Genomic DNA, 23,799 nt, shown 5'->3' on the forward strand with positions numbered 1-23,799 from the left:
GTGCAGGAAGACGCCGCCCTGATCGACCGCTTCCTCGAAATGATGGCGGCGGAGCGCGGCGCGTCGAGGAATACGCTGATCGCCTACCGGACCGACCTGGCCGGGGCGGCGGCGCTGGTCGGCGGACTGGTGGCTGCGGACAAGGATGCGCTGGCTGGCCTGTCGGCGCAATGGGCGCCGCTCGCCGCATCGTCCGTCGCGCGAAAAGCGTCGGCACTGCGCGCCTTCTACGCTTTTCTGGAGGAGGAGGGGCTGCGCGCCGACAACCCGGCTTCCGCTTTGCCCCGGCCGGTGACGCGACGGCCCTTGCCCAAGATATTGTCCACGGCGGAGGTGGACCGTTTCTTCGCGCTGATCGCGGAACGGATCGATGTCGAGCATCCCGCGCCGCTGGACCTGCGGCTGTCGGCGCTGATCGAGCTGCTCTATGGATCGGGCCTGCGTGCCAGCGAGCTGGTGTCGCTGCCGCGCCGCGCGCTGGCCGCCGATCGGCCCTTCCTGATCCTGAAGGGCAAGGGGGGGCGGGAGCGGCTGGTACCGATAGTAAAGACCCTGGCCGCCGCCGCGGGGATCGCGCCGGAACGGGTCAGCCCGCATGTGCTGCGCCATGCCTTCGCCACCCATTTGCTGGAGGGCGGGGCGGACCTGCGCGCGTTGCAGACGATGCTGGGCCATGCCGACATCGGCACGACGCAGATCTACACCCATGTCGACAGCAGGCGCTTGGTGGACCTGGTCAACCAGCGGCACCCGCTGGCCGGCATGGCGCACCGCGCGGTGCATCCCCGCGTTGACGAGGACGCGCCATCCCCCTAACGCCTTGCGCCATGGTTAGCTTTCTGGAATTCGAAAAGCCGATCGCCGAACTGGAAGCGCGCATCGTGGAATTGCGCGCCACCGCGAGCGTCGGCGACATCAACATCGACGGCGAGATCGCCACGCTGGAAAACCGTGCCGCCAAGCTGCTGGCGGACACCTATGGCAAGCTGACGCCCTGGCAGAAGACGCAGGTGGCGCGGCACCCCGATCGTCCCCATTTCAAGGATTATGTTGCCGGCCTGTTCGACAATTTCATGCCGCTTGCCGGGGATCGCGCCTTTGCCGACGATCAGGCGATCCTGGGCGGTTTCGCGACGCTGGGCGAACGGCGCGTGATGGTGATCGGCCATGAAAAGGGCGACGACACCGCCAGCCGCGTGCGGCACAATTTCGGCATGGCCAAGCCCGAGGGCTATCGCAAGGCGATCCGCCTGATGGAACTGGCGGATCGGTTCGGCCTGCCGGTGGTGACCCTGGTCGATACGTCGGGCGCTTTCCCCGGCGTGCAGGCGGAAGAACGGGGGCAGGCCGAAGCGATCGCGCGATCGACCGAAGCCTGCCTGAAGCTGGGCGTGCCGATGGTGGCCGCCGTGGTGGGCGAGGGCGGATCGGGCGGCGCGATTGCGCTGGCCGCGGCCAATCGCGTCATCATGTTCGAACATGCGGTCTATTCGGTCATCTCGCCCGAAGGCTGCGCATCGATCCTGTGGCGCACGGCCGACAAGGCGAGCGACGCCGCCACCGCCATGCAGGTGACGGCGCAGCACCTCAAAAATCTGGGCGTGATCGACCGGATCGTGCCGGAGCCGATCGGCGGCGCGCATCGCGAGCCGGTGCAGGCGATCGCCAGCCTGGGAACCGCGATAGAGGCGGAGCTGGACGCGCTCGACGGCATGGCCGCCGATGCGCTGCGCACCGACCGTGCCGACAAATTTCTCGCCATAGGGGCCTGAACCCACTTCATTTTCCGGGAACGCCCCGCCATTGTCGCTCGTTGCGAAGGGGTAACGGGAAAGGGTGAGGCGCATGAAGGGTAGATGGGCGCTGGGCGGTGCGGGCGCGGCGTTGATCGCCGCCATCGCCGCGCCGGCGGTGATCGGGCAACAGCGCGCGGTTCGCACCACATCGTCGATCAGCGCGCAGGATAAGGCGAGCGGGGCGAAGCGGCATCCGGAACTGCTGAAGGAATTTGGCGGCGCCTATGCAGGGCCACAGGCGAAATATGTGGAAGGGGTCGGCCGGCGCATCGCCGTCCAGTCCGGCCTGTCCAACGCACAGGGCGATTTCACGGTCACCTTGCTCAATTCCCCCGTCAACAACGCCTTCGCCATTCCCGGCGGCTATGTCTATGTGACGCGGCAATTGATGGCCCTGATGAACGACGAGGCGGAACTGGCCGGCGTGCTGGGCCATGAGGTCGGCCATGTCGCGGCGGAACATGGCCAGCGCAGGCAGAAAGCGGCCCAGCGCAACGCCATTGGCGGCGCCCTGCTGGGGGTGCTGGCGGGGGCATTTCTGGGCGATTCCGGGCTGGCCGGTATCGTGCAGAAGGGCATCGGCACAGGGAGCCAGCTGCTGACCCTCAAATTTTCGCGCACGCAGGAATATGAGGCCGACGACCTGGGCATCCGCTACCTGGCGTCCGCCGGTTACGATCCGCGCGCGCTGTCGGACATGCTTGCCTCTCTGGCCGCGCAGAGCAGTCTCGACGCACGGGCGGCGGGCAGCGCCCGGTCCACGCCGGAATGGGCAAGCACCCATCCTGACCCTGCGTCTCGCGTGACCCGCGCGGCGCGGGCGGCCGATGCCACCCGGGCCAGCGGGACGGCGCGCAATCGCGACGCTTTCCTCAACGCATTGGACGGTGTGCTTTATGGCGACGATCCCAAGCAGGGCGTGATCGACGGCAACCGCTTCCGCCATCCGGACTTGCGGCTCAGCTTCACCGCGCCCAGCGGCTTCGGCATGGAAAATGGCGCCGACGCGGTTTCCATCACTGGATCGGGCGGGCAGGCGCAGTTCGGCGGCGGCGCTTACGGCGGCGACCTTGCCGGCTATATCGACGGCGTCTTTGCTCGGCTGGGCGGCGGCAAGGGCGGCGTGCCGCAGGGCGAGGTGCAGCGCACCACGATCAACGGCCTGCCCGCGGCGTGGCGCACCGTGCGCGCCTCGACCCAGTCAAGCCAGGTCGATGCCACGGTCTTCGCCTATGATTTTGGCGGCGGGAAAGCCTATCACTTCCTTCTCATCACGCCGGCCGGGCGCGGGATTGGCCCCTTTGTGCCGATGGTCGAATCGATCCAGCGCCTCTCCGCGCAGGACGCCGCCGCCATCAAGCCGCGCCGTGTCCAGGTCGTGACCGTCAAGGCTGGCGACACGGTGCAATCGCTCGCGAAGCGAATGGCCTATACCGATTATCCGGTGGAGCGGTTCGTGACGATCAACGCGCTCGCCGCCAACGCCACGCTGCGGCCGGGGCAACGGGTCAAGATCGTCGGCTGGTGACGGAAACGCAAAAGGGCGGCGGACTTTCGTCCACCGCCCTTGTGTCTTTGCAACGGTGCGGAGCTTACTTCAGGTTGCCCGACACGTTGTTGAAGGTGCCGCTCAGACGGCTGCCCAGGTTGCTCATCGCGCCGATGGCGGCGACGGCGATCAGAGCGGCGATCAGGCCGTATTCGATCGCGGTTGCACCCTTTTCGTTCTTCAGCATCTTACGCACGAACTTCATGCTACGTCTCCTTGGAATACCAAATACAGCGTTAAAAATACCCGGCCGCCCCGACTGGAAATTGGTGGTCAGCAACAACGGAAATAGAGGGGTTCAGTTGAGAAAGACTTAATGCCGCGATCCAATTGTCAAAGTTTGATGGTTAATGGGAACTTACTTCTGTTGCGACATTGTTCCACATGCCGACGGTCTTGCTTGCAAGCTTGTTCAACGCTGCAAGCATAGCCAGCACGATCAGCGCGACGACCAGCCCATATTCGACCGCAGTCGCGCCCCGGCTGCACCGCATGAGGCTTGAGCGGGCCAGAAACCGTAGAAGGTCGCGCATCATTTTCCCCGTTTCGGTGCAGACAGTCCCCTGGAGCCATGTAAAGGAGGCAGGGTTAACAAAGCCCTGTGATCTGGAGCGTTATGACTGATTTTTCCCCCCTCTTCGTCGTCGCGGTGGCGTTGGTCGACGCGGACGGGCGCGTGCTGGTCCAGCAGCGGCCGCCGGGCAAGGCCATGGCGGGGCTGTGGGAGTTTCCAGGCGGCAAGGTGGAAGCCGGCGAAACGCCGGAGGCGGCGCTGGTCCGTGAACTGGAGGAGGAACTGGGCATTCGCACCCACGCCAGTTGCCTGGCGCCGGCGACCTTCGCCAGCGAACCGCTGGGCGACAGGCATTTGCTGCTCTTGCTCTATGTCTGCCGCAAATGGCAGGGGGTGCCGGAGGCGCGGCATGCGACGGCGCTCAAATGGGCGCGGCCTGCGCAACTCTATGCGCTCGACATGCCTCCCGCCGACCTGCCGCTGATCGGCCTGCTGGAGGCGTTGCTATAAAAGGGATGCGCGGTGCGGTCCGGCAGGAGTGGCGACCCGGACGGGCCGCCAACAAGCCCGGTCAGTCTTCCTTGGCCTTGCTCTGCAACTGCACATAATTCTGGATGCCCATACGTTCGATCATCTCGAACTGGGTTTCCAGCGTGTCGACATGCTCTTCCTCGCTTTCGAGGATATATTGAAACAGGTCGCGGCTCACATAGTCGCGGATGGATTCGCAATAGGCGATCGCGTCCTTGAGCACCGGCAGCGCTTCATATTCCAGCTCGAGGTCGGCTTTCAGGATTTCCTCGACGCTCTCGCCGATCTTCAGCCGCCCGAGCAGCTGGAAGTTGGGCAGGCCGTCAAGGAAAAGGATGCGTTCCGCCAGCTTGTCGGCATGCTTCATCTCGTCGATCGATTCTTCATATTCGAACTTGGCGAGCTTCTCGACGCCCCAGTGATTGAGCATGCGGTAGTGGAGGAAATATTGATTGATCGCGGTCAGCTCGTTCTTGAGCACCTCGTTCAGAAATTCGATGACCTTCGGGTCGCCCTTCATGGCGTTATACTCCGGCGATTGGGGAACGGCCGGACCATAGCCTTTCGACGCAGGGCTGTTAAGCTGAAAAGCCTTGGAAATCCGCGATTTTTTGGGGCGCTATTGCGTGGTGATCGCGGCAATTCCCTGCGGATGCTTCGCAATCCTGTCAGGCGGAGGCGCGTTCGGCCGCGATGATGGTGCGGGCGAAGGACACGCACTGGCCGCATTTGGGACGGCGGCCGAACTGGGCATAGGCGCTGCACGGCGTATCCGCGCCGTTGCGTGCGGCTTCCCGCACATCCTTTTCCCGAAGCGCGTTACAAACGCAGACGACCATCGTGATGCTTCTCCTGTCGCAACGGAGATAGCGTGGATGATAATGGGTCGCAATAGTAGAATCAGCTGCTCCTGCGAATCTTTTGCGTCTTGCCCGAGGAGAGGGTGCGCCACAGCCATTCCGCGGGGCCGAAGGCGAAATGATCCGCCCATGGTTTGGACCACAAGAGCATGAGTGCCCAGCCGCCCAGCACGAACAAGGGCAGCAGCGCCGGCCGGACATGGGCGAACAGGCCGAGCCCCCAGCCATAGAAAAGCGCGGTCATGACAAGGCTGGTGCCCAGATAGTTGCTGAGCGTCATGCGCCCCACCGCCGCGAATCGCGCCACATAAGGGCTGGGCGCATGGCGCGCGAGCAGCCACAGGATCAGCGCCGCCCAGCCGACCGTCAGCGGGATGCGAAAGGGCAGCGACCAGGCGAGCGCCACGCCATAGGCGGGCAGGGGCGCGAAGCCGCTCGCCACGACCCACAGCGCCATCGCCGCCATCGGCGGCAGTCCGATCAGGAAGCAGTGCCGGGCGGTGCGCCGATACTGGTCGGCATCCCAGCCGCCTGTCAGGAACCCGCCCTTCAGCATCGCCATGCCGAGCAGCATGAAGCCCAGCGTTTCGAAGGCGTTGAACAGGAAGCCCCACAGCCATTCGCCGGGGAACGCCGCCGCCTTCATGGCGAGGATGCCGGTGAAGCCGCCGCGATAGGTCGCGATTTCGTGCAGCGTCGCCGGGCTGGCGGGATCGCTGAGCGCGCGCATGAAGCTCTGGAAGCCCTCGCGCGTGGCGGCGCTGGCATCGGGCGCTGCCGCGGCGCTTCCCCACAGATAGAGGCTCGCGATGAAGGCGGCCATCAGCAGAAACTGGACCAGGAAGCAAAGAAAGGCGCGCTTGACCAGCGCCAGCGGTTCCAGCCCGACGAAGAGCAGCGCGAACAGGCCGACAATGGCGTAAATGCGCAATATGTCGCCCCACCAGAGCAGAAAGACGTGCGCGCAGCCGATGACGAACAGCCAGGCCAGCCGAATCATCTGGGTCCGCCGCCCGTCGCGGCCGGCCATTTCCTCCTTGTCGATCAGCAGCAGCATGGACGCGCCGAACAAAAGGGCGAAGAGGCCGCGCATCTTGCCGTCCACCAGGATCAGGCTGACCGCCCAGAAGGCGATGTCCCCTGGCGAAAGCGATCCAGCGATCGCGGGGTTGAAATAGGCGCTCTGCGGCAGGGCGAAGGCGGTGATGTTCATCCACACTATGCCAAGCACGGCGCAGCCGCGCAGCACGTCCATGGCGGGAATGCGGGGGGAAGCGGTCATGCGACGATATTTTCCTGCTTCGGCCGGGAGGGCGGGCGCTCTTCTGACGCGCCTAGAGCCTTTTCATCCGGCGTGAAAAGGGCCTTGTGCTTCATCGCCGCATTTTCCAAGGCGAGTGCATGACCCGTCAACCCGCCCTGATCCAGCCATGATCGACGCGCGCAAGCAGCGGATCAGCGACGCATTCGGCGCGGCGGCCCCGCATTATGAGGCGCATGCCGGGCCGCAGCGCTTCGCCGCGGCGCTTGTCGCCGATCTTGCCCGGCGGCAGCATCCCGGCGGCGCGGCGCGGATATTGGAGATAGGCTGCGGCACGGGCCTGCTGACGCGCGACATCCAGGCGCGCTGGCCCGCCGCGGAACTGACCGCGACAGATATCTCCCCCGGCATGTTGGCGCAGGCGGCGGCGCAGGGCCGGGTGGCCGGCACGTTCCTGACGATGGACGGGGAGGCTCCGGCCTTCGACGGGCCATGGTTCGACCTTATCCTTTCCAGCCTCGCCTTCCAGTGGTTTGACGATCTGTCGGCCGCCATCGCCCGACTTGCAGCACTGCTGCGGCCCGGCGGAAGCCTGATCTTCTCCACCATGGGGCGGGGCAGTTTCGTGGCCTGGCGCGCGGCGCACGACGCCTGCGGACTGCCATGCGGCGTGCCGCTCTATCCCACGCTGGACGCGTTGCGACCGATGCTGGCGGATCATGGCGACGCCTTCGCCTTCGACGAGGAGGTCGCGATCGAGGGGCGGGGTGCGCGGGCGCTGCTGGCGCATCTCAAGGGGATCGGCGCGGTCGTGCCCGGCGCGGGGCGCCCCCCCCTGTCCGCCGGGCAGTTGCGGCGCGTGATGGACGCCTATGACGCCGCCGGGGGGCAGGATCGCTATCAGCTGCTGTTCGGCCGGGTGACGCGCTGAGACGAGGATTGCGCACCGGCGGCCCCCATGCAATGCGGGAGCGATGACGACCGGATTTTCCCTTCGCCCCGCCGAGGCCGCCGACGTGACGGCGCTGGCGGCACTCAAGCTGGCGGCTTTCCGCGAAACCTTCCTCGACGGGTTCGGCGTGCCCTATCCGCCCGCCGACCTCGCCCGGTTCGAGGCGGAGAGCTATGGCGTGGAGAAGGTGGCACGGGAGATTGCCGATCCCACGCACGCGACATGGGTGGTGGAGGATGGCGGCCGGCTGCTGGCCTATGCCCATGTCGGACCGTGCAAGCTGCCCCATCCGGAGGCCAGCGCCGATCAGGGCGAGCTATATCAGATCTACGCCCTCAACGCCGCGCAGGGGCGGGGCGCCGGGCGCGCGCTGCTGGACGCCGCGCTCGATTGGCTGGGCACGCATATGCCGGGGCCGGTGTGGCTGGGCGTCTGGTCGGGCAACGAACGGGCGCAGGCTGTCTATGGCCGGCGCGGCTTCGAGAAGGTCGGCGAATATGGCTTTCCGGTCGGTGACTGGACCGACCATGAATTTATCTACCGCCGACCCTGATCGTCTTTAGAGTTCGCCGCCCATCAGCGCAGGGAAGAAGCCTTCATGCGCGGCGCGCAGGTCGGCCAGCGGCACGCCGGCGACGGCGTCGCCGCCCACCGTGCCGATCCGCACCGCGCCCGCGACCTGGGCGTCCGGCGCGGTGGTGACGACATAGCGGCCCTGATCCTCGCCAAAGGCGCTTGCAGGGGTGAAGGCGGTGACGGTTTCCGCGCCGATATTGCCGGCCAGCGCCATTTCGGCGATCGCGACCAGCAGCCCGCCATCGGAAATATCGTGGACGGCGCTCGCCGTGCCGTTCGCGACGAGCGTGCGGACGAGATCGGCATTGGCGCGCTCGGCCGCCAGATCGACCTTGGGCGCGTCGCCTGCCTCGCGGCCGGCAATCTCGCGCAGCCAGATCGATTGGCCAAGGTGCGATCCTTCGCCGCCGATCAGCCAGATGGCGTCGCCGGCGGTCTTGAACGCGACCGTCGCCATGACGTCCACGTCCGCTAGCAGGCCGATGCCGCCGATCGCAGGCGTCGGCAGGATGGCCGATCCGCCGCCGGTCGCCTTGCTTTCATTATAGAGGCTGACATTGCCCGACACGATCGGGAAGTCCAGGGCGCGGCAGGCGTCGCCCATGCCGTCGAGGCATCCGGTGAGTTGCGCCATGATCTCGGGCCGCTGGGGATTGGCGAAGTTCAGGCAGTTGGTGACGGCGAGCGGGGTCGATCCGACCGCCGACAGGTTGCGATAGCATTCCGCGATGGCCTGTTTGCCGCCTTCATAGGGATCGGCATAGCAATAACGCGGCGTGCAATCGGTGCTGATCGCGATGCCCTTGCGCGTGCCATGGACGCGCACGACCGCCGCGTCGCCGCCCGGCCGCTGCACCGTGTCCGCGCCGACCATATGGTCATATTGTTCCCATATCCACCGCCGGCTGGCGATGTCGGGCGAGGCCATGAGGGTCAGCAGGTCCGCGCCCACATTGGCGCTTTGAGGCAAGTCGCCGAGCGGTTCCACCTTGGCCCAGGCCTTATAGTCTTCGCGCGACAGCGACGGCCGGTCGTAGAGCGGGGCGTCGTCGGCCAGCGGCGCGAGCGGGATGTCGCACACCGTTTCGCCCCGGTGGACCAGCACCATGCGGCCCGTGTCGGTGACATGGCCGATGACCGCGAAGTCCAGCTCCCACTTGCGGAAGATCGCCTCGGCAAAGCCTTCCTTGCCGGGCTGCAGCACCATGAGCATGCGCTCCTGGCTTTCCGACAGCATCATTTCATAGGCGGTCATGCCGGTTTCGCGCTGCGGCACGTCGTCCATGTTGAGCTGGATGCCGACGCCGCCCTTGGACGCCATCTCGACGCTGGAGGAAGTGAGGCCCGCCGCGCCCATATCCTGAATGGCGACGATGGCGTCCGACGCCATCAGTTCCAGGCACGCCTCGATCAGCAGCTTTTCGGTGAAGGGGTCGCCCACCTGCACGGTCGGCCGCTTTTCATCGCTGTCCTCGCCGAAGTCGGCGGACGCCATGGTCGCGCCATGGATACCGTCGCGGCCGGTCTTGGACCCGACATAGACGATCGGATTGCCGACGCCCGACGCCGCCGAATAGAAGATCTTGTCCGTGTCCGCGACACCCACGGTCATGGCGTTGACCAGGATGTTGCCGTCATAGGCGGCATGGAAATTCACTTCTCCGCCCACGGTCGGCACGCCCACGCAATTGCCGTAGCCGCCGATGCCGTGCACCACGCCGCTGATGAGGTGGCGCATCCTGGGATGATCGGGCCGGCCGAAACGCAGCGCGTTCATGTTGGCGATCGGCCGCGCGCCCATGGTGAAGACGTCGCGCAAGATGCCGCCCACGCCCGTCGCCGCGCCCTGATAGGGCTCGATATAGCTCGGGTGGTTGTGGCTCTCCATCTTGAAGATGGCGGCCTGACCGTCACCGATATCGACCACGCCCGCATTCTCGCCGGGGCCGCAGATCACCTGCGGGCCGGTGGTCGGCAGCTTCTTGAGATGGATGCGGCTCGACTTGTAGCTGCAATGTTCCGACCACATGACGGAAAAGATGCCGAGTTCGGTCAGGTTCGGCTCGCGCCCGAGCGCATGGAGGACGCGATCATATTCTTCCGGGGAAAGGCCATGTTCGGCGACGATTTCCGGGGTGATTTGGGCGGCGGTGCTGGACATGCCCGCGCCTTTAGCGGCGGCACGGCGGAAGGGCAATGGCGGGCAGGCCCGCGCAAGGGCGCGCGAGGCGCAAAAAAAGACCCGCCCGGAGGCGGGTCATGCTAGGGGGCCGGGAAACAGGGTCAGTCGGCGGCGTCTTCCACCGCCTTGCCCGCGCTCTGCACGTCGCGGCCAGCGCCTTCGACGGTGTTGCAGGCGGCGACCATCAGCGAACCGGTAAGCAGCAAAGCGGCCAGGATCTTCTTCGTCATCGAAAACCTCCTCAAAAACGGACGAACGGAAGAACCCGCGCCGGCAGCTTCCGTTCCGCGACCGAAAAGAATAAAGAATTCAGCTATTTGGAGGGCCAAAAAAGTCTGAGCCCGGAACGCGTCGGGGGGGGGAGACGTTCCGGGCTCATATTTTGCGGATAGCAAGAGCGGGGGCAAAAGATTTGCTATCCGAATTGTAGAACCCGCAAAGCGCCAAAAGGGTTCCGGCGCGCGGCATAAAAAATGCATTTTTATTGTCGAATGATTGCAGGCACTTCGCTGGTTATAGCGACGTTCACCGAAGAAAATCAGATCAGGGGCCGGCCGCTGTTGCGATATTCCGGGCGTATGGTCGATTGGGGCAGGCCGTCCTGCGCGGGCAGAGGGACCGGCGCTGTCCATCCGGCCGGTGCGGACGGCGAAATCGACGGCAGGGACGGAAGCGGCGGCGCGACCGCGCCGGCTATCATTTCCCGCGGCATTTCCGGCGGCGCGACCGGGCTTGCCGGCCAGGATGTGCGCGCCGGCCCCGACAGGCTTTCATAGCCCCGATAGACGGCATTGAACGCCGCCGCCGACCCGTTGAGGCCGGGATTGCGATAAAAGATGTGCGCACCGATCACCGCCACCGGCCGCAAGCTGGACGACCAGTCCGGCCGCACCGCCAGCGTGTGATAATGGGTCGCAAGGCCCACCGGCGCATAGACATGGCCGGCCAGCGCATCCTGCGCGATGCGGCGCGCGCGGACCCAGGCCGACGGCAGGAGAGGGCGCGCCATCGATCCGTCGCAGCTGAAGCTGAACTGGCACCGATAGTCCGCCCGTTCCGATCCCTGATAGACCACGCCGCATATGCTGCCCGGCCATAGCGGATTGCGCACACGGTTGAGCACCACCTGCGCCACGGCGCGCTGCCCGTCCTCCGGTTCGTTGCCCGCCTCATAATAGACGGCCGATGTCAGGCAGTTGAGCGCGCGATAGCGGTCGAGCGCGGTCAATCCCTGAAAGCGGGTGGAGGGCGCGGCATCGACGCTGTCCAGCCCCAGCACATGCTGCGATCGCAGCGTATCGGCGCCCGGCACGGGATCGAAGGCGCCTTCCGCGAAGAAGAAGGCGGAACCGGGGAAATTGTCGCCCGGCTGTTCCGCAGGGTCGATCGCCGCCGCCGACGCCTTGCCACCCTGCAGCAGGTCAAGCGGCGCGGCGGTGATGAATCGCGGCGCGACCAGCGCCAGCAGGGCAGCGAGCAGGATCAGGCCCCGGCCCGTCCATGTGCCCCGCCAGCCCGCACCGCCCGCTTCCAAAGATCGCCTGCCTTCGCGCATGTCGCTCCCGCCACGGCGTCGCATCGCCGCCTGAAAGCGCGCCCTACATCAGTTCGGCCGGGATTGCCTTACCCCTTTCCTGACTGTGCCGCTGTGGGACGGCCGGGATCGCAAAGGTTAAATGCAGCCTTTGTCGGTTCCATCATTCGCTTGCTTGGCAAAGGGTGGCGGGGTCCGCTATGCGAAGCGCCATGCTGCTTCACCCTGATAGCCTCTCGCTCATCGGCAACACCCCGCTGGTGCGTCTCGCCGGCCCGTCGCGGGAAACCGGCTGCGACATCTACGCCAAATGCGAATTCGCCAATCCCGGCGCCTCGGTCAAGGATCGGGCTGCGCTGTTCATCGTCAACGACGCCGAGGAAAAGGGGCTGCTCAAGCCCGGCGGGACGATCGTCGAGGGGACGGCAGGCAATACCGGCATCGGCCTGGCCCTCGTCGCCAATGCCAAGGGCTATCGCACGATCATCGTCATGCCCGAAACGCAGAGCCGGGAGAAGATGGATACGCTGCGGGCGCTGGGCGCGGAACTGGTCACGGTGCCGGCCGCCGCCTATTCCAACCCCGGCCATTTCGTCCACACCAGCCGCCGCATCGCGGAAGAGACGGAAAATGCCGTCTGGGCCAACCAGTTCGACAATATCGCCAATCGCAAGGCGCATATCGTCGGCACGGCCGAGGAGATATGGACGCAGATGGAGGGCCGGGTCGACGGCTTCACCTGCGCGGCGGGCACCGGCGGCACGATCGCGGGCGTCGGCCTTGGCCTCAAGGCGAAGGACGAAGGCATCACCATCGCGCTCAGCGATCCGCACGGCGCGGCGCTCTTCAACTATTATGCGCATGGCGAGTTGAAGGCGGAAGGCAGTTCGGTCGCCGAAGGCATCGGGCAGGGGCGGATTACCGCCAATCTGGAAGGCGCGCCCATCGACACGCAGTTCCGCATCGCCGACGAGGAGGGGCTGCACTGGGTCAGTCGCCTGCTGAGCGAGGAAGGGCTGTGCCTGGGCCTTTCGTCCGGCATCAACGTCGCGGGCGCGGTCGCGCTGGCGAAGCAGCTCGGCCCCGGCAAGCGGATCGCCACGATCCTGTGCGACACCGGCTTTCGCTACCTCTCCACGCTCTACAACCGGCAGTGGCTGGAATCTAAGGGCTTGACCGTCTTCCCCTGGCTCGCGCAAAATGGCTGATTGCCGGTATGGTTCGCGGCTGAGAGGGAAGACAGGGTTGCATGGCTGAAACACCCCGCCGTCAGGAAGGGTTGCAGCGCGTCCAGATCGGCCTCACCGGGCTGGCGGGCGTCGTGCTGCTCGTGGGCCTGGCGAACATCGTGATCGAAAAGGCGCGGCTGGACGACGCCGCCTCGCCGCCGCCGGTCGTGCCGACGCTGACCCAGAATGCCGTCTCGCCTAAGGAGCCGCTTGCGGAACTGGGCGTTCAGCCCGCGCCCGAGCAGGCGCCGATCGTGCCTGACCTGCAGCCCGATCCCAATATTCGCAAGCCTATGGATAGCGATCCCGCGCAGCAGCAGAACTGACGCGATGAGACCGGAGCCGGAGCGCCGCCGGTGAAGGCGGCCTGCATGCGATTCCTCCGGCTCTGGCTGCCCTCGCTGCTCCTCTTCCTCGCCGGATTGCATCGGGCATGGCTGACGGGGCAGGCCGATCCTTTCGACTGGTCTGTCCCGACCGCCCTTGTGCTGGTGGTGACTGGCCTGCTCGCGGCGCGGCGCGGATGGGCCATGCTCGTCTGGACGGCGCTGGGCAGCGCGGGGACGGTGCTGCTGTTTTGCGCACGCGCCTCTGCCCGCCCGCCGGAGTTGCACGATGCAGCGGCGTTGCTGGCCATTGGCCTGCTGTCGGTTCTGGGCGGCGCATTTCTGCGTCGCGCGCCAGGGACGGCGGGTCGGGCCGGGCACCTCAAGGCCATGCCGTCAGGCGTCCTGATGCTGGGGATCGCCGCGCTGCTGCTCTGGCGCGGTCCGGCCCAGCCGCTGCGCCCCGTGGCAGAGCGGCCCGCACTTGCCGTCATCACGGCGCTTCCGCTGTTCTGGGAGGAGATGGGACGAGGCGGTCCGCGCGATGCGCCGATCGTCACGATCCTGCGGACGCGCTTCACGCTGGTGCCGCTGGACGATCCGCAGCAGCTTGTGCAAACGAACGCGCGCCGCCTGCTGCTTGCCCAGCCGCGCGCGATGACCGCCGCGCAGATGGTGGCGCTGGATGCCTGGGTCCGCGACGGAGGAATCGCGCTGGTGCTGGCCGATCCGCTGCTACGCTGGCCGGGCGGGCTGCCGCTGGGCGACCGCCGCCGCGCGCCGCCGGTCAGCCTGCTGGGGACGGCGCTGTCGCATTGGGGATTCGATCGCGGCGGACATTTCCAATCGTCGGAAATCCGCCATTTCATGCCCGATGGCGCGCTTGTGACCATAGCGGGGGCGGAGCTGCGCGGCCGCGCCCTGATGGTCGAACGTCGGGTGGGGAGAGGGACCGTCCGTCTGGTCGGGGACGCCGATCTGCTGGATGACCGGCTGTGGCTGGCCGAGCCTGCACGGCCGCTCGACCCGCGCCTTTGGAGCGCGGACACGCCCGCGCAACTGGTGCGCTGGCTGGGCGGGGACATGCCGTCCGAGCGCCGCTGGATGCATACGCCGGCCGATGTGGTCGCCGCGCTGCGCTGGGTCGTTGGCGTCGGGATTTTCTGGGCGATGCTGGGAACGGTGCTGCCTGGCCGGGTGGAACCGGGTATGCGGCTGGGAACAAAAAGGGAAAACAAGCCGCTGAAATCAGGAGAAAACGACTGATCCCATTTTTCACCGGCTTTTCCCATCCTCTCCCAAAAAATCCCTTCACAGCCACCCCGATGCTTGGTACACAAACCGCATTGGGGTTCTAAGGCGTTGATCAGTTCCGTGGCGTGGGCTCGCACAGGCGATTCCGGCGGCGGGAAGTCTTTGCCCCAAGGAAATAAGGGGCCTGTTCCAGCGTGTCGGACGTCATTCTCTATTCGGGCAACGCGTTCAGCGTCGCGGACGGCAAGGGCCGTTTCGTGCTGCCCCTGGAGATGCGCAAGCTGGTCGCCCAGGCAAGCGGCGGCCAGAACCGCCTCTGCCTGTCGATCCATATGGACAATGGCTGCGCCACCGGCTTTGGCCTGTCGCACAAGCAATATCTGTTCGACGAGGTCGAGAAGCTGGAGCGTCAGGCCTATGATGCCGGGCGCGATTTCAACGCCGATCTGGAGCGCGAGAACCGCCTCGGCACGATCGAGGATGTCAATTTCGACGATGGCGGCCGTTTCTTCCTGCACCCCGATATCAAGGAAGAGGCCGGAATCGACGACGCGATATTTTTCTATGGCGTCGGTCGCTATTTCCAGATCTGGAAGCCCGAGGCGCTGGTCGCAAGTCCCGACCGACCCGCGCTGATTCGCAACAAGGTGAAGCGCTGGATCGAAGCGCGTGCTGCAGGGGCGACGAAGTGAGCGCGCCCGCTTCCGCTGCCCCTGCGCCCCATGTCTCCGTCCTGCTCGATGAAGTCCTCGCCGCCCTCGCCATCGCCCCGGGCGAGGTGCATGTCGACGGCACATTCGGCGCGGGCGGCTATGCCAGCGCCATGGCCCGCGCCGGCGCGCGCGTCTTCGCTTTCGATCGCGACCCCGATGCGATCCGCGAAGGGCAGGCAGTGGCGGATGCCCATGGCATCACGCTCATCCCCGGCGAATTTTCGCGGATGGACACGCTGCTGGCGGAGCGCGGCGTCGGCCAGGTGTCGGGCGTCACGCTCGACATCGGCGTGTCCTCCATGCAGCTCGACCGGGCGGAGCGCGGCTTTTCCTTCCAGTCGGACGGCCCGCTCGACATGACGATGGCGCAGGACGGCATGAACGCCGCCGATTTCCTCAACACCGCCCCGGAAGAGGAGATCGCCGACGTCATCTATCGCTATGGCGAAGAGCCGCGATCGCGCCGGGTTGCCCGCGCGATCGTCGATGCGCGCCCGCTGGAGCGGACCGGCCAGCTCGCCGCCGTCGTGCGTCGCGCCCTTGGGCATAAGCCGCATGACAAGAAGGATCCCGCGACTCGCACCTTCCAGGCGATCCGCATCCATGTGAACCGCGAACTGGAGGAACTGGAGCGCGGGCTGGAAGCGGCCGAGGCGTTGCTGGAAGAAGGCGGCCGGCTGGCGGTCGTGACCTTCCACAGCCTGGAAGACCGCATCGTCAAGCAGTTCCTGCGCAACCGCAGCGGCGGGGAAGGGGCGGGATCGCGCCACATGCCCCAACGTGCCGACGGTCCGCCGCCCACCTTCGCCAGGCCTGCCAAGGCGGTACGCCCCGGCGAGGCCGAGCTGGCGCGCAACCCCCGCGCCCGTTCCGCCACGCTGCGTAGCGCCGTCCGCACCGCTGCACCCGCCCCGTCGTCCTCCTCCGCCCGGAGTGCCCGCGCATGATCGCCGTCAAGAGGTTGCAGAGCCTGATCTGGGTGATCCTGGTCGCGCTGGGGGCGCTCGGGGCCTATATGGTGTCGCTGAAGGTCGCGACCGAGCGCAACGAGCTTATGAAGGTGCGCGCGCAGATCGCCCGGGCGAAGGCCGACATCCGATACCTGGAAACGGAATTCAGCGCCCGCGCCTCCATGCGGCAGCTGGAAAGCTGGAACCAGCACGACTTCCTCTATGCGACTCCGACCGCGCAGCAATATCTGGGCGGGGAACAGGCGCTGGCCCATCTGGACGGGGTCCAGCCCAACGGCCCCGATTATGTCGCCCCGCCGGTCATGGTCGCAATGGTGCAGACCCCGGCCGACCTGCCCGCCGCCACGCAGAAGGCGCCGGAAAGCCCGGCCGCCGCCCAGATCCGCAGCGACATCGCCGTGATCCGCGAAGCCCATGCCGCCGACAATGTCGACAAGCTGCCCCGGCCCGCCCGGTCCACCCCGGCCAATCAGGCCAAGGCTGACGCCGACCTGTCGCGACCCAATCCGATCGCGCGCAAGGCGGAGCGGATGGCGATGCTCGACGCCAAGCTGCTGGACGACAGCACTCTGGGGGACCTGACCGCGAAGGCGGCTCGCGAAAAGCGCAAGGAGGCGCGCTGATGGCCACGATCATCGTCCAGCCGGGCGGCCCGCGCGCCGGGCATCAACGAATCGATCTGACCGCGATCGCCCATAACCGGCTGATGCTCCTGCTGCTGATGTTCATGGGCATCACCGCCATCGTGATCTGCCGGCTCCTGTGGGTCGGCATTTTCGCGCATGGCGCATCGGGCGACGACGCCCTGTCCGGTTTCCTGCCGGCCCGCGCGGACATCGTCGATCGCAACGGCGTGCCGCTGGCGCGCACCATGGACGCCTATTCCATCGCGGTGCGCCCGTCGAAACTGATCGGCGAGCCCGCGGAGATCGCGCGCAAGCTGCACGAAATTTTCCCAGATGAGCCGCAGGCCGCCTTTTACAAGAAGCTGACCGGGCGCGGATGGGCCTATCTGCGCCGCCGCGCGCTGCCGGAGGAAGTCGCGGCGGTTAACGCGCTGGGCGAGATCGGCATCGAATTCCCGCGCGAGAAGGAGCGCCTCTATCCGCAGCGCACGTTGGCCGCGCACGTGCTGGGCTTCGCGCCCAACGCGGAGCGGCAGGGCGGCATGGGCGTGGAAGCGGCGTTCAACGACCGGCTGACCGATCCGGCGCAGCGCGGCCGGCCGTTCGCGCTTTCCATCGACAGCCGGGTGCAGGGCGCGCTGGAAAGCGAACTCTACGCGCAGCTAGTGCAAACCCGAGCCAAGGGCGCGGGTGGCATCATCATGGACGCCAATACGGGCGAGATCATCGCCATGGCGTCCCTGCCCGTATTCGACCCCAACAAGCTGCAGAATTATGCGGGCAAACGGTGCAGCGAATCGCCGCTCTGCAACCATATGGTGCAGGCCCGATATGAACTGGGTTCGTCCTTCAAGCCGCTGTCGATCGCGGCGGCAATGGATGCGGGCGTGGTGACCTCCATGAGCAAGCGGTACGATGCGACCGCGCCGCTGCCGATCGGCGGCTTCCGCATCAAGGACGACCACCCTCTCGGCCGCTGGATCAACGTGCCCGAAATCCTGGTGCACAGCTCCAACATCGGCACTGCCCGCATCGCGGACGAAATGGGAGCGGCGCCGCTGCAGAAACTGTTCCGCAGCCTCGATTTCGACCAGCGTGCGCCGATCGAGTTCCATGAGCGCGCGGCCGGCCTGTGGCCGTCGAGCTGGGGCCGCATCACCAGCATGACGACATCCTACGGCCATGGCATCGCGATTACGCCGCTGCATCTGGCGGCGGCCTATGCCGCTCTGGTGAATGGCGGCATCTGGCGCCCGGCCACGGTTCGCAAGCTCGATCCCGATGCCGTGCCCGAAGGCCGCCGAGTCTTTTCCGCAGCCACCAGCGCGCGGATGCGCCAACTGTTGCGGATGATCGTGGCGGCGGGTACAGGGCGTAGCGCCGACGCCAAGGGATTCCGGGTGGGCGGCAAGACGGGTTCCGCCGAAAAGCCCCAGGAAGGGCGCTACAACAAGACTTCGCTGGTGACGACTTTCGCTTCTGCCTTCCCGATGGACAATCCCCGCTACGTCGTGGTCGCGATCATGGACGAGGCGACGGGCCAATATGGCCTGCGCACCGCCGCCTGGACCGCCGCGCCGGTGGTGAAGCGCGTGGTCGAGCGGGTCGGGCCTATGCTGGGCGTCATGCCGGACGAGCAGCGCGACGTCGACATCTCGGACCTCATGCCGCTGCTGCACGGCGACAAGGAGAAGGAATGATGCGCCTCGGGTCGCTGGTCGAGGGGCTGGACGTGGATCTGGCGGAAAGCGCGGGCCTCGATCCTTCCGTCACCGGTTTCGCCATCGATAATCGCAAGGTCGCGCCGGGCACCGTCTTCGGCGCGTTCCAGGGCCTGCGCGTCAATGGCGAGGATTATATCGCCGACGCGGTAAAGGCCGGCGCCGTGGCGGTCGTCGCCCGGCCGGAAGCGAAAGTGGAGGGCGCGCTCCATATCGCCCATGCCAATCCCCGCCGGCTCTTCGCGCGGATGGCCGCGCGCTATTTCGCGCCCTTTCCAGACGCCACGGTCGCCGTCACCGGCACCAACGGCAAGACCAGCACGGTGGAACTCACGCGCCAGCTATGGCGGATGCTGGGGCACAAGTCCGCCTCCATCGGGACGCTGGGCGTCACCACTTCCGTCGATCAGGTGTCCACCGGCCTGACCACGCCGGACATCGTCACCTTCCTCGCCAACATGTCGGGCCTGAAGCGCGAGGGGATCAGCCACGCCGCGTTCGAGGCGTCCAGCCACGGGCTCGATCAGTATCGCACCGAAGGGCTGCCGGTCGTCGCCGGGGCCTTCACCAACCTGTCGCGCGACCATCTCGACTATCATGGCGACATGGACGCCTATTTCGATGCCAAGATGCGGCTGTTCGACGAAGTCGTGAACGCCGATGGCCATGCGGTCATCTGGGCGGACGACGCATGGTCCGACAAGGCGATCCAGCGGGCTACGAAGCGGGGGCTTCGTGTGCTGAGCGTCGGGGTGCAGGGGCAGGCTTTGCGCCTTGCCAACCGCACCCCGACCCAGTTGGGCCAGACGCTGGAGGTCGAGGCGGATGGCAAGGCATACAAGGTCAACCTGCCGCTGATCGGCGCCTATCAGGCGGCGAACGCGCTGACGGCGGCGGGGCTGGTCATCGCGACGGGCGGGGAAACGGCGAAAGTGCTGGAACTGCTCGGCCGGGTGCAGCCGGTGCGCGGCCGGCTGGAACGTGCGGTCATCACGCGGGCCGGCGCGCCGGTCTATGTCGACTATGCCCACACCCCCGATGGCCTGCGCGCGGCGATAGAGGCGCTGCGGCCCCATACGCGCGGGCGGCTGATCACCCTGTTCGGCGCTGGTGGCGACCGCGATGCGGGCAAGCGTCCGCTGATGGGGAAGGTCGCGGCCGACCTGTCCGACCATGTGATCGTGACCGACGACAATCCCCGGTCGGAGGAACCTTCCGCCATCCGCGCCGCCGTGATGGCGGGAGCGCCGCAAGCGGAAGAGATTGGCGGCCGCCGCGCCGCCATCGCCGCCGCCATCGCGCAGGCGGGCGCGGACGACATCGTGCTGCTGGCGGGGAAAGGGCATGAACAGGGCCAGATCATCGGCGACCGGGTGCTGCCCTTTGACGACGTCACCGTCGCGCGGGAGTGCGCGGGTTGATGGACCTTTGGACCTCGGCCGAAATCGCTGAAGCCACAGGCGGCGCCGCGTCGGCGCCGTTCGCCGTTTCGGGCGTCGCCTTCGACAGCCGGGAGGTTGGCCCCGGCGACCTGTTCGTCGCGATGAAGGGCGAGACGACCGACGGACACAGGTTCGTGGACAAGGCGTTCGGGCAGGGCGCGGCCGGCGCCATCGTCAGCGAGGCGGTCGATCATCCCCATATCCTCGTCCCCGACAGCGCCGCCGCGCTGCAGGCGCTGGGCATCGCATCGCGCAGGCGGATGCAGGGCAAGGTGATCGGCGTCACCGGATCGGTCGGCAAGACCGGCACGAAGGAAGCGCTGTTCCTGGCGCTGGACCGGGCCATGCCGGACGCGGCGCACCGGTCGGTCAAAAGCTACAACAACCATGTCGGCGTGCCTTTGAGCCTGGCGCGCATGCCGCGGACGAGCGCCTATGGCGTGTTCGAAATGGGCATGAACCATATAGGCGAACTGGCCGCTCTGACACGGCAGGTGCGGCCCCATGTCGCCATCGTCACCGCGATCGCGCCGGCCCATATCGAATTTTTCGGCACCGAGGAGAAGATCGCGGAGGCGAAGGCCGAGATCTTCGAGGGGCTGGAGCCGGGCGGCACGGCGATCATCCCCTATGACAGCCCGCATGTCGCCACGCTTTACGGCAAGGCCGAGCGGCATGCCACGCACATCCTGACTTTCGGCATGAGCGAGGAGGCGGACGTTCGCGCGCTCGACGTGGTGCCCGCGCCCAATGGTGGCAGCATCGTCACGGCGAAGCTGCCGCAGGCGGAAATCTGCTTCACCGTGGCCGCGCCGGGCGACCATTGGGTGTCGAACGCGCTGGCCGTGCTTGCGGCGGTGGAGGCGGTGGGCGGCGATCTGGCGGCGGCGGGCCTCGCGCTTGCGGAAATGCCCGGCCTTCCGGGAAGGGGCGCGCGCCGTATCCTGCCGGTGGAGGGCGGCGAAGCGCTGCTGATCGACGAAAGCTACAACGCCAATCCGTTGTCGATGGCGGCGACCCTGAAGCAACTGGGCCGCGAGAAGGCGGAGCGGCGCATCGCCATTCTCGGCGGAATGCGCGAACTTGGCGACCAGAGCGCCAGCCTCCACGCCGGCCTTGCCGAGCCGCTGGAGGGCGCGCAGGTCGACTATGCCATCCTCGTCGGCAAGGAGATGGAGCCGCTCGCCAGCGCCCTGGGCGGCGCGTTGCCGCACGCCCATGTGCCCGACACGGCGGCCGCCATCCCCCTTATCCAGACCGAAATGCGCGCGGGCGACGCGATCCTGGTCAAGGGCTCGAACGGGGTGGGTCTCTCCCGCCTCGTCGCCGCCCTTGCCGACGCCGCGCGCGACGGAGATATGAACTGATGCTCTACTGGCTTGCCCAGACGCTTGATTTCGCGGGGGTGTTCAACCTCATCCGCTATTTGTCCTTCCGTGCGGGCGCGTCGATCGCGACCGCGCTGCTCATCGGCCTGCTGATCGGCCCGCGCTTCATCGGCTGGCTGCGCGTGCGGCAGGGCAAGGGCCAGCCGATCCGCGACGACGGCCCGCAAAGCCACCTCGCCAAGCGCGGCACGCCCACCATGGGCGGCCTCATGATCCTGACGTCGATGGTCGCGTCCGTGCTGCTGTGGATGGACCTTTCGTCCATCTATGTCTGGGCCTGCCTGTTCGTGACGTTGGGCTTTGGCGCGATCGGCTTCCTCGACGATTATGACAAGGTGACGAAGGCCAGCCACAAGGGGCTGTCGGGCAAGGCGCGGCTGGCCGCGGAGTTCGCGATAGCGGGGATCGCGGCGTGGATGATCGTGCACAGCCACGGCAACACCGCGCTCTACGTGCCCTTCTACAATGGTCCCGCCATCGAACTTGGCCCCTTCTATTTCTGCTTCGCCGCCTTCGTCATCGTCGCCTTCGGCAATGCGGTGAACCTTACGGACGGCCTCGATGGCCTGGCGACGATGCCGGTCATCATCGCCAGCCTCGCCTTCCTGCTGATCGTCTATCTGGTCGGCCGCGCGGATTTCGCCGAATATCTGGGCATCCCGCATGTGCCGGGCGCGGGAAACCTCGTCATCCTGTGCGGCGCGATCATCGGCGCGGGCCTTGCCTTCCTGTGGTTCAACGCGCCGCCCGCCGCCGTGTTCATGGGCGACACGGGATCGCTGGCGCTGGGCGGCACGATCGGCGTGATCGCGGTCACCGCACATCATGAGATCGTGCTGGGCATCATCGGCGGCCTCTTCGTCGTGGAGGCGCTGTCGGTCATCATCCAGGTCTTCTTCTACAAGCGTACTGGCAAGCGCGTGTTCAAGATGGCGCCCATCCACCATCATTTCGAACAGATGGGATGGGCCGAACCGACCGTCGTGATCCGTTTCTGGATCATCGCCTTCGTGCTGGCGCTTGCCGGCCTCGCCACGCTGAAGCTGCGGTGAGGGCATGATCGTTTCCGAAGCCTTCCGGGGAAAGACCTATGCCGTCCTCGGCCTCGCCCGCTCCGGCCTCGCCACGGTCGAGACGCTGGTGGCGAGCGGCGCGCGCGTCGTCGCCTGGGACAGCCGCGAGGAAGCACGCGCGCTGGTCGAAGGAAAAGCCGAACTGGGCGACCCGATGGAGATCGACCTTGCCGGGTTCGATGGCATCGTCGTGTCGCCGGGCGTGCCGCTGAACCGCCACCCCATCGCGATGCGCGCGCGGATCGCGGGCGTGCCGATCATCGGCGACATCGAACTGTTCGCGCTCGCCCGCCCGACGCTCCCCCCGCACAAGGTCGTCGGCATCACCGGCACCAACGGCAAATCGACCACCACGGCGTTGATCCACCACATCATCGCGCAAGCCGGCCTGCCCACGGTGATGGGTGGCAATATCGGCCTGCCGATCCTCAGCCAGCCCCCGCTGGAGCCGAACCTCAAAGGCGCGGGCGTTTACGTGCTGGAACTCTCCAGCTACCAGATCGACCTGACCCGCAGCCTCGACTGCGACGTCGCGGTGCTGCTCAACATCACGCCCGATCATCTCGATCGCTATGACGGGTTTGCGGGTTATGTCGCGTCGAAAGCGCGATTGTTCGGGATGCAGTCGGCGGGCCATGTCGCGGTGATCGCGACGGAGGACGAACCGAGCCGGTCGATTGCCCGCGGCCTTCATCGGGAAGACGTGACCCAAGTCGCCTCCACGGACATCGACCCGGCCGAACAGCTCGGTTGGCCCGCCTTGCAGGGGCCGCACAACGCGCAGAATGTGGCTGTCGCGGTCGCTGTCGCAAAGGCGCTTGGCATCGACGAGGCGACCATCGGCAATGCGCTCGCCAGCTACGCCTCGCTTCCCCACCGGATGCAGGCTGTGGGCACGCGCAACGGAGTCCTCTACGTCAACGACAGCAAGGCGACCAACCCCGCCTCCACCGCGCCCGCGCTCGCCGCCTGGCCCGCGAAGGATGGCAAGCCCCGCATCCACTGGATCGTCGGCGGCCTTGCCAAGACCGACAATCTGGACGAATGCGCCCCGCACTTCGCCAACATCGCCCATGCCTATACCATCGGCGAAGCGGGGCATATGTTCGCCGATCTGCTGCGGCCGCATATGGCGGTCGACGACAGCGAGATGCTAAGCGCCGCCGTTCGCCGCGCCGCGCGCATCGCCCGGCCGGGCGAGGTCGTGCTGCTATCGCCGGCCTGCGCCAGTTTCGACCAGTTTCGCGATTTCGAAGCGCGCGGGGACGCCTTCGTTGCGGCGGTCGAGGCGCTGGAATAGA

The 23,799-nt window shown here is 66.7% G+C and carries 25 protein-coding genes; 17 read left to right on the forward strand and 8 right to left on the reverse strand.

Annotated elements, in window-relative coordinates; translation table 11 throughout:
• From AX724_RS00960 to AX724_RS00970, 3 genes are all read left to right on the forward strand, one after another.
• Entirely contained in the window at nt 1-816 is an 816-nt protein-coding gene (locus AX724_RS00960) for a tyrosine-type recombinase/integrase (RefSeq protein WP_066762558.1), read from the forward strand.
• A gap of 11 nt (nt 817-827) precedes the next feature.
• Nucleotides 828-1,772, forward strand: a complete 945-nt coding sequence (locus tag AX724_RS00965; protein WP_066762560.1) for an acetyl-CoA carboxylase carboxyltransferase subunit alpha — start codon at nt 828-830, stop codon at nt 1,770-1,772.
• A gap of 73 nt (nt 1,773-1,845) precedes the next feature.
• A complete protein-coding gene (locus AX724_RS00970) occupies nt 1,846-3,324 on the forward strand; it encodes a M48 family metalloprotease (protein ID WP_066762563.1) in 1,479 nt (492 codons plus the stop codon).
• A 64-nt stretch (nt 3,325-3,388) separates the two neighbouring features.
• Here AX724_RS00970 and AX724_RS00975 read toward each other — a convergent pair whose 3' ends face one another.
• On the reverse strand, nt 3,389-3,550 hold the full coding sequence (locus AX724_RS00975; RefSeq protein ID WP_066762566.1) for a Flp family type IVb pilin: 162 nt from the start codon (nt 3,548-3,550) through the stop codon (nt 3,389-3,391).
• A 142-nt stretch (nt 3,551-3,692) separates the two neighbouring features.
• Nucleotides 3,693-3,878, reverse strand: a complete 186-nt coding sequence (locus AX724_RS00980) for a Flp family type IVb pilin (RefSeq protein WP_066762665.1) — start codon at nt 3,876-3,878, stop codon at nt 3,693-3,695.
• An 83-nt stretch (nt 3,879-3,961) separates the two neighbouring features.
• Here AX724_RS00980 and AX724_RS00985 point away from each other — a divergent pair, with 83 nt between their 5' ends.
• Nucleotides 3,962-4,369: a (deoxy)nucleoside triphosphate pyrophosphohydrolase gene (locus AX724_RS00985; RefSeq protein ID WP_066762569.1), complete on the forward strand. Its 408-nt coding sequence runs from the start codon at nt 3,962-3,964 to the stop codon at nt 4,367-4,369.
• Nucleotides 4,370-4,430: 61 nt separating this feature from the next.
• Here the strand turns inward: AX724_RS00985 and bfr are convergent, their stop codons facing one another.
• The 3 genes from bfr to AX724_RS01000 form a co-directional block, all read right to left on the reverse strand.
• The gene (bfr, locus tag AX724_RS00990; RefSeq protein ID WP_066762574.1) at nt 4,431-4,910 is read right to left on the reverse strand and encodes a bacterioferritin; all 480 of its coding nucleotides are present in this window, start codon (nt 4,908-4,910) and stop codon (nt 4,431-4,433) included.
• Nucleotides 4,911-5,058: 148 nt separating this feature from the next.
• On the reverse strand, nt 5,059-5,229 hold the full coding sequence (locus tag AX724_RS00995) for a (2Fe-2S)-binding protein (RefSeq protein WP_066762576.1): 171 nt from the start codon (nt 5,227-5,229) through the stop codon (nt 5,059-5,061).
• A gap of 61 nt (nt 5,230-5,290) precedes the next feature.
• A complete protein-coding gene (locus AX724_RS01000) occupies nt 5,291-6,532 on the reverse strand; it encodes a DUF418 domain-containing protein (RefSeq protein ID WP_066762578.1) in 1,242 nt (413 codons plus the stop codon).
• Between the two features lie 148 nt (nt 6,533-6,680).
• Here AX724_RS01000 and AX724_RS01005 point away from each other — a divergent pair, with 148 nt between their 5' ends.
• Both AX724_RS01005 and AX724_RS01010 read left to right on the forward strand, forming a co-directional pair.
• The gene (locus tag AX724_RS01005; RefSeq protein ID WP_066762580.1) at nt 6,681-7,442 is read left to right on the forward strand and encodes a methyltransferase domain-containing protein; all 762 of its coding nucleotides are present in this window, start codon (nt 6,681-6,683) and stop codon (nt 7,440-7,442) included.
• Between the two features lie 43 nt (nt 7,443-7,485).
• Nucleotides 7,486-8,016 (forward strand): GNAT family N-acetyltransferase, encoded by a 531-nt coding sequence (locus tag AX724_RS01010; RefSeq protein WP_066762582.1) that lies wholly within the window; start codon nt 7,486-7,488, stop codon nt 8,014-8,016.
• A gap of 6 nt (nt 8,017-8,022) precedes the next feature.
• Here the strand turns inward: AX724_RS01010 and purL are convergent, their stop codons facing one another.
• From purL to AX724_RS01025, 3 genes are all read right to left on the reverse strand, one after another.
• Nucleotides 8,023-10,200 carry a phosphoribosylformylglycinamidine synthase subunit PurL gene (gene purL, locus AX724_RS01015; protein WP_066762585.1) on the reverse strand — a complete coding sequence of 726 codons (2,178 nt, stop codon included), beginning with the start codon at nt 10,198-10,200 and terminating at the stop codon, nt 8,023-8,025.
• Nucleotides 10,201-10,322: 122 nt separating this feature from the next.
• Nucleotides 10,323-10,451, reverse strand: coding sequence for an entericidin A/B family lipoprotein (locus tag AX724_RS01020; RefSeq protein WP_066762587.1), 129 nt, complete (start codon nt 10,449-10,451; stop codon nt 10,323-10,325).
• A 308-nt stretch (nt 10,452-10,759) separates the two neighbouring features.
• A complete protein-coding gene (locus AX724_RS01025) occupies nt 10,760-11,776 on the reverse strand; it encodes a cell wall hydrolase (protein WP_156447965.1) in 1,017 nt (338 codons plus the stop codon).
• 191 nt (nt 11,777-11,967) lie between these two features.
• Between AX724_RS01025 and AX724_RS01030 the strand changes: the two genes are divergently transcribed.
• The 11 genes from AX724_RS01030 to murD all read left to right on the forward strand — a co-directional run bounded on the left by AX724_RS01030 (nt 11,968) and on the right by murD (nt 23,798).
• Nucleotides 11,968-12,963, forward strand: a complete 996-nt coding sequence (locus AX724_RS01030) for a cysteine synthase A (protein ID WP_066762667.1) — start codon at nt 11,968-11,970, stop codon at nt 12,961-12,963.
• Nucleotides 12,964-13,004: 41 nt separating this feature from the next.
• Entirely contained in the window at nt 13,005-13,310 is a 306-nt protein-coding gene (locus AX724_RS01035; protein WP_066762591.1) for a hypothetical protein, read from the forward strand.
• Between the two features lie 45 nt (nt 13,311-13,355).
• On the forward strand, nt 13,356-14,576 hold the full coding sequence (locus AX724_RS01040; RefSeq protein WP_066762594.1) for a hypothetical protein: 1,221 nt from the start codon (nt 13,356-13,358) through the stop codon (nt 14,574-14,576).
• A gap of 182 nt (nt 14,577-14,758) precedes the next feature.
• On the forward strand, nt 14,759-15,256 hold the full coding sequence (locus tag AX724_RS01045) for a division/cell wall cluster transcriptional repressor MraZ (RefSeq protein WP_066762597.1): 498 nt from the start codon (nt 14,759-14,761) through the stop codon (nt 15,254-15,256).
• Entirely contained in the window at nt 15,253-16,224 is a 972-nt protein-coding gene (gene rsmH, locus AX724_RS01050; RefSeq protein WP_066762599.1) for a 16S rRNA (cytosine(1402)-N(4))-methyltransferase RsmH, read from the forward strand. Before AX724_RS01045 ends, rsmH begins: the two co-directional genes overlap by 4 nt.
• Nucleotides 16,221-16,871, forward strand: a complete 651-nt coding sequence (locus AX724_RS01055; RefSeq protein WP_066762606.1) for a colicin transporter — start codon at nt 16,221-16,223, stop codon at nt 16,869-16,871. The genes rsmH and AX724_RS01055 overlap by 4 nt, the downstream gene beginning before the upstream one ends.
• A complete protein-coding gene (locus AX724_RS01060; protein ID WP_066762609.1) occupies nt 16,871-18,574 on the forward strand; it encodes a peptidoglycan D,D-transpeptidase FtsI family protein in 1,704 nt (567 codons plus the stop codon). Before AX724_RS01055 ends, AX724_RS01060 begins: the two co-directional genes overlap by 1 nt.
• Nucleotides 18,574-20,016, forward strand: coding sequence for a UDP-N-acetylmuramoyl-L-alanyl-D-glutamate--2,6-diaminopimelate ligase (locus AX724_RS01065; RefSeq protein ID WP_066762669.1), 1,443 nt, complete (start codon nt 18,574-18,576; stop codon nt 20,014-20,016). The genes AX724_RS01060 and AX724_RS01065 overlap by 1 nt, the downstream gene beginning before the upstream one ends.
• Nucleotides 20,013-21,404, forward strand: coding sequence for a UDP-N-acetylmuramoyl-tripeptide--D-alanyl-D-alanine ligase (locus AX724_RS01070; protein WP_066762671.1), 1,392 nt, complete (start codon nt 20,013-20,015; stop codon nt 21,402-21,404). Before AX724_RS01065 ends, AX724_RS01070 begins: the two co-directional genes overlap by 4 nt.
• Complete coding sequence (mraY, locus tag AX724_RS01075) at nt 21,404-22,477, forward strand: phospho-N-acetylmuramoyl-pentapeptide-transferase (protein ID WP_066762611.1); 1,074 nt, start codon at nt 21,404-21,406, stop codon at nt 22,475-22,477. Before AX724_RS01070 ends, mraY begins: the two co-directional genes overlap by 1 nt.
• 4 nt (nt 22,478-22,481) lie before the next feature.
• Complete coding sequence (murD, locus tag AX724_RS01080) at nt 22,482-23,798, forward strand: UDP-N-acetylmuramoyl-L-alanine--D-glutamate ligase (RefSeq protein ID WP_066762613.1); 1,317 nt, start codon at nt 22,482-22,484, stop codon at nt 23,796-23,798.
• Nucleotide 23,799: the final 1 nt, after the last annotated feature.

The sequence above is a fragment of the Sphingobium sp. CCH11-B1 genome (genome assembly GCF_001556865.1).
Classification (GTDB): Bacteria; Pseudomonadota; Alphaproteobacteria; order Sphingomonadales; family Sphingomonadaceae; genus Sphingobium.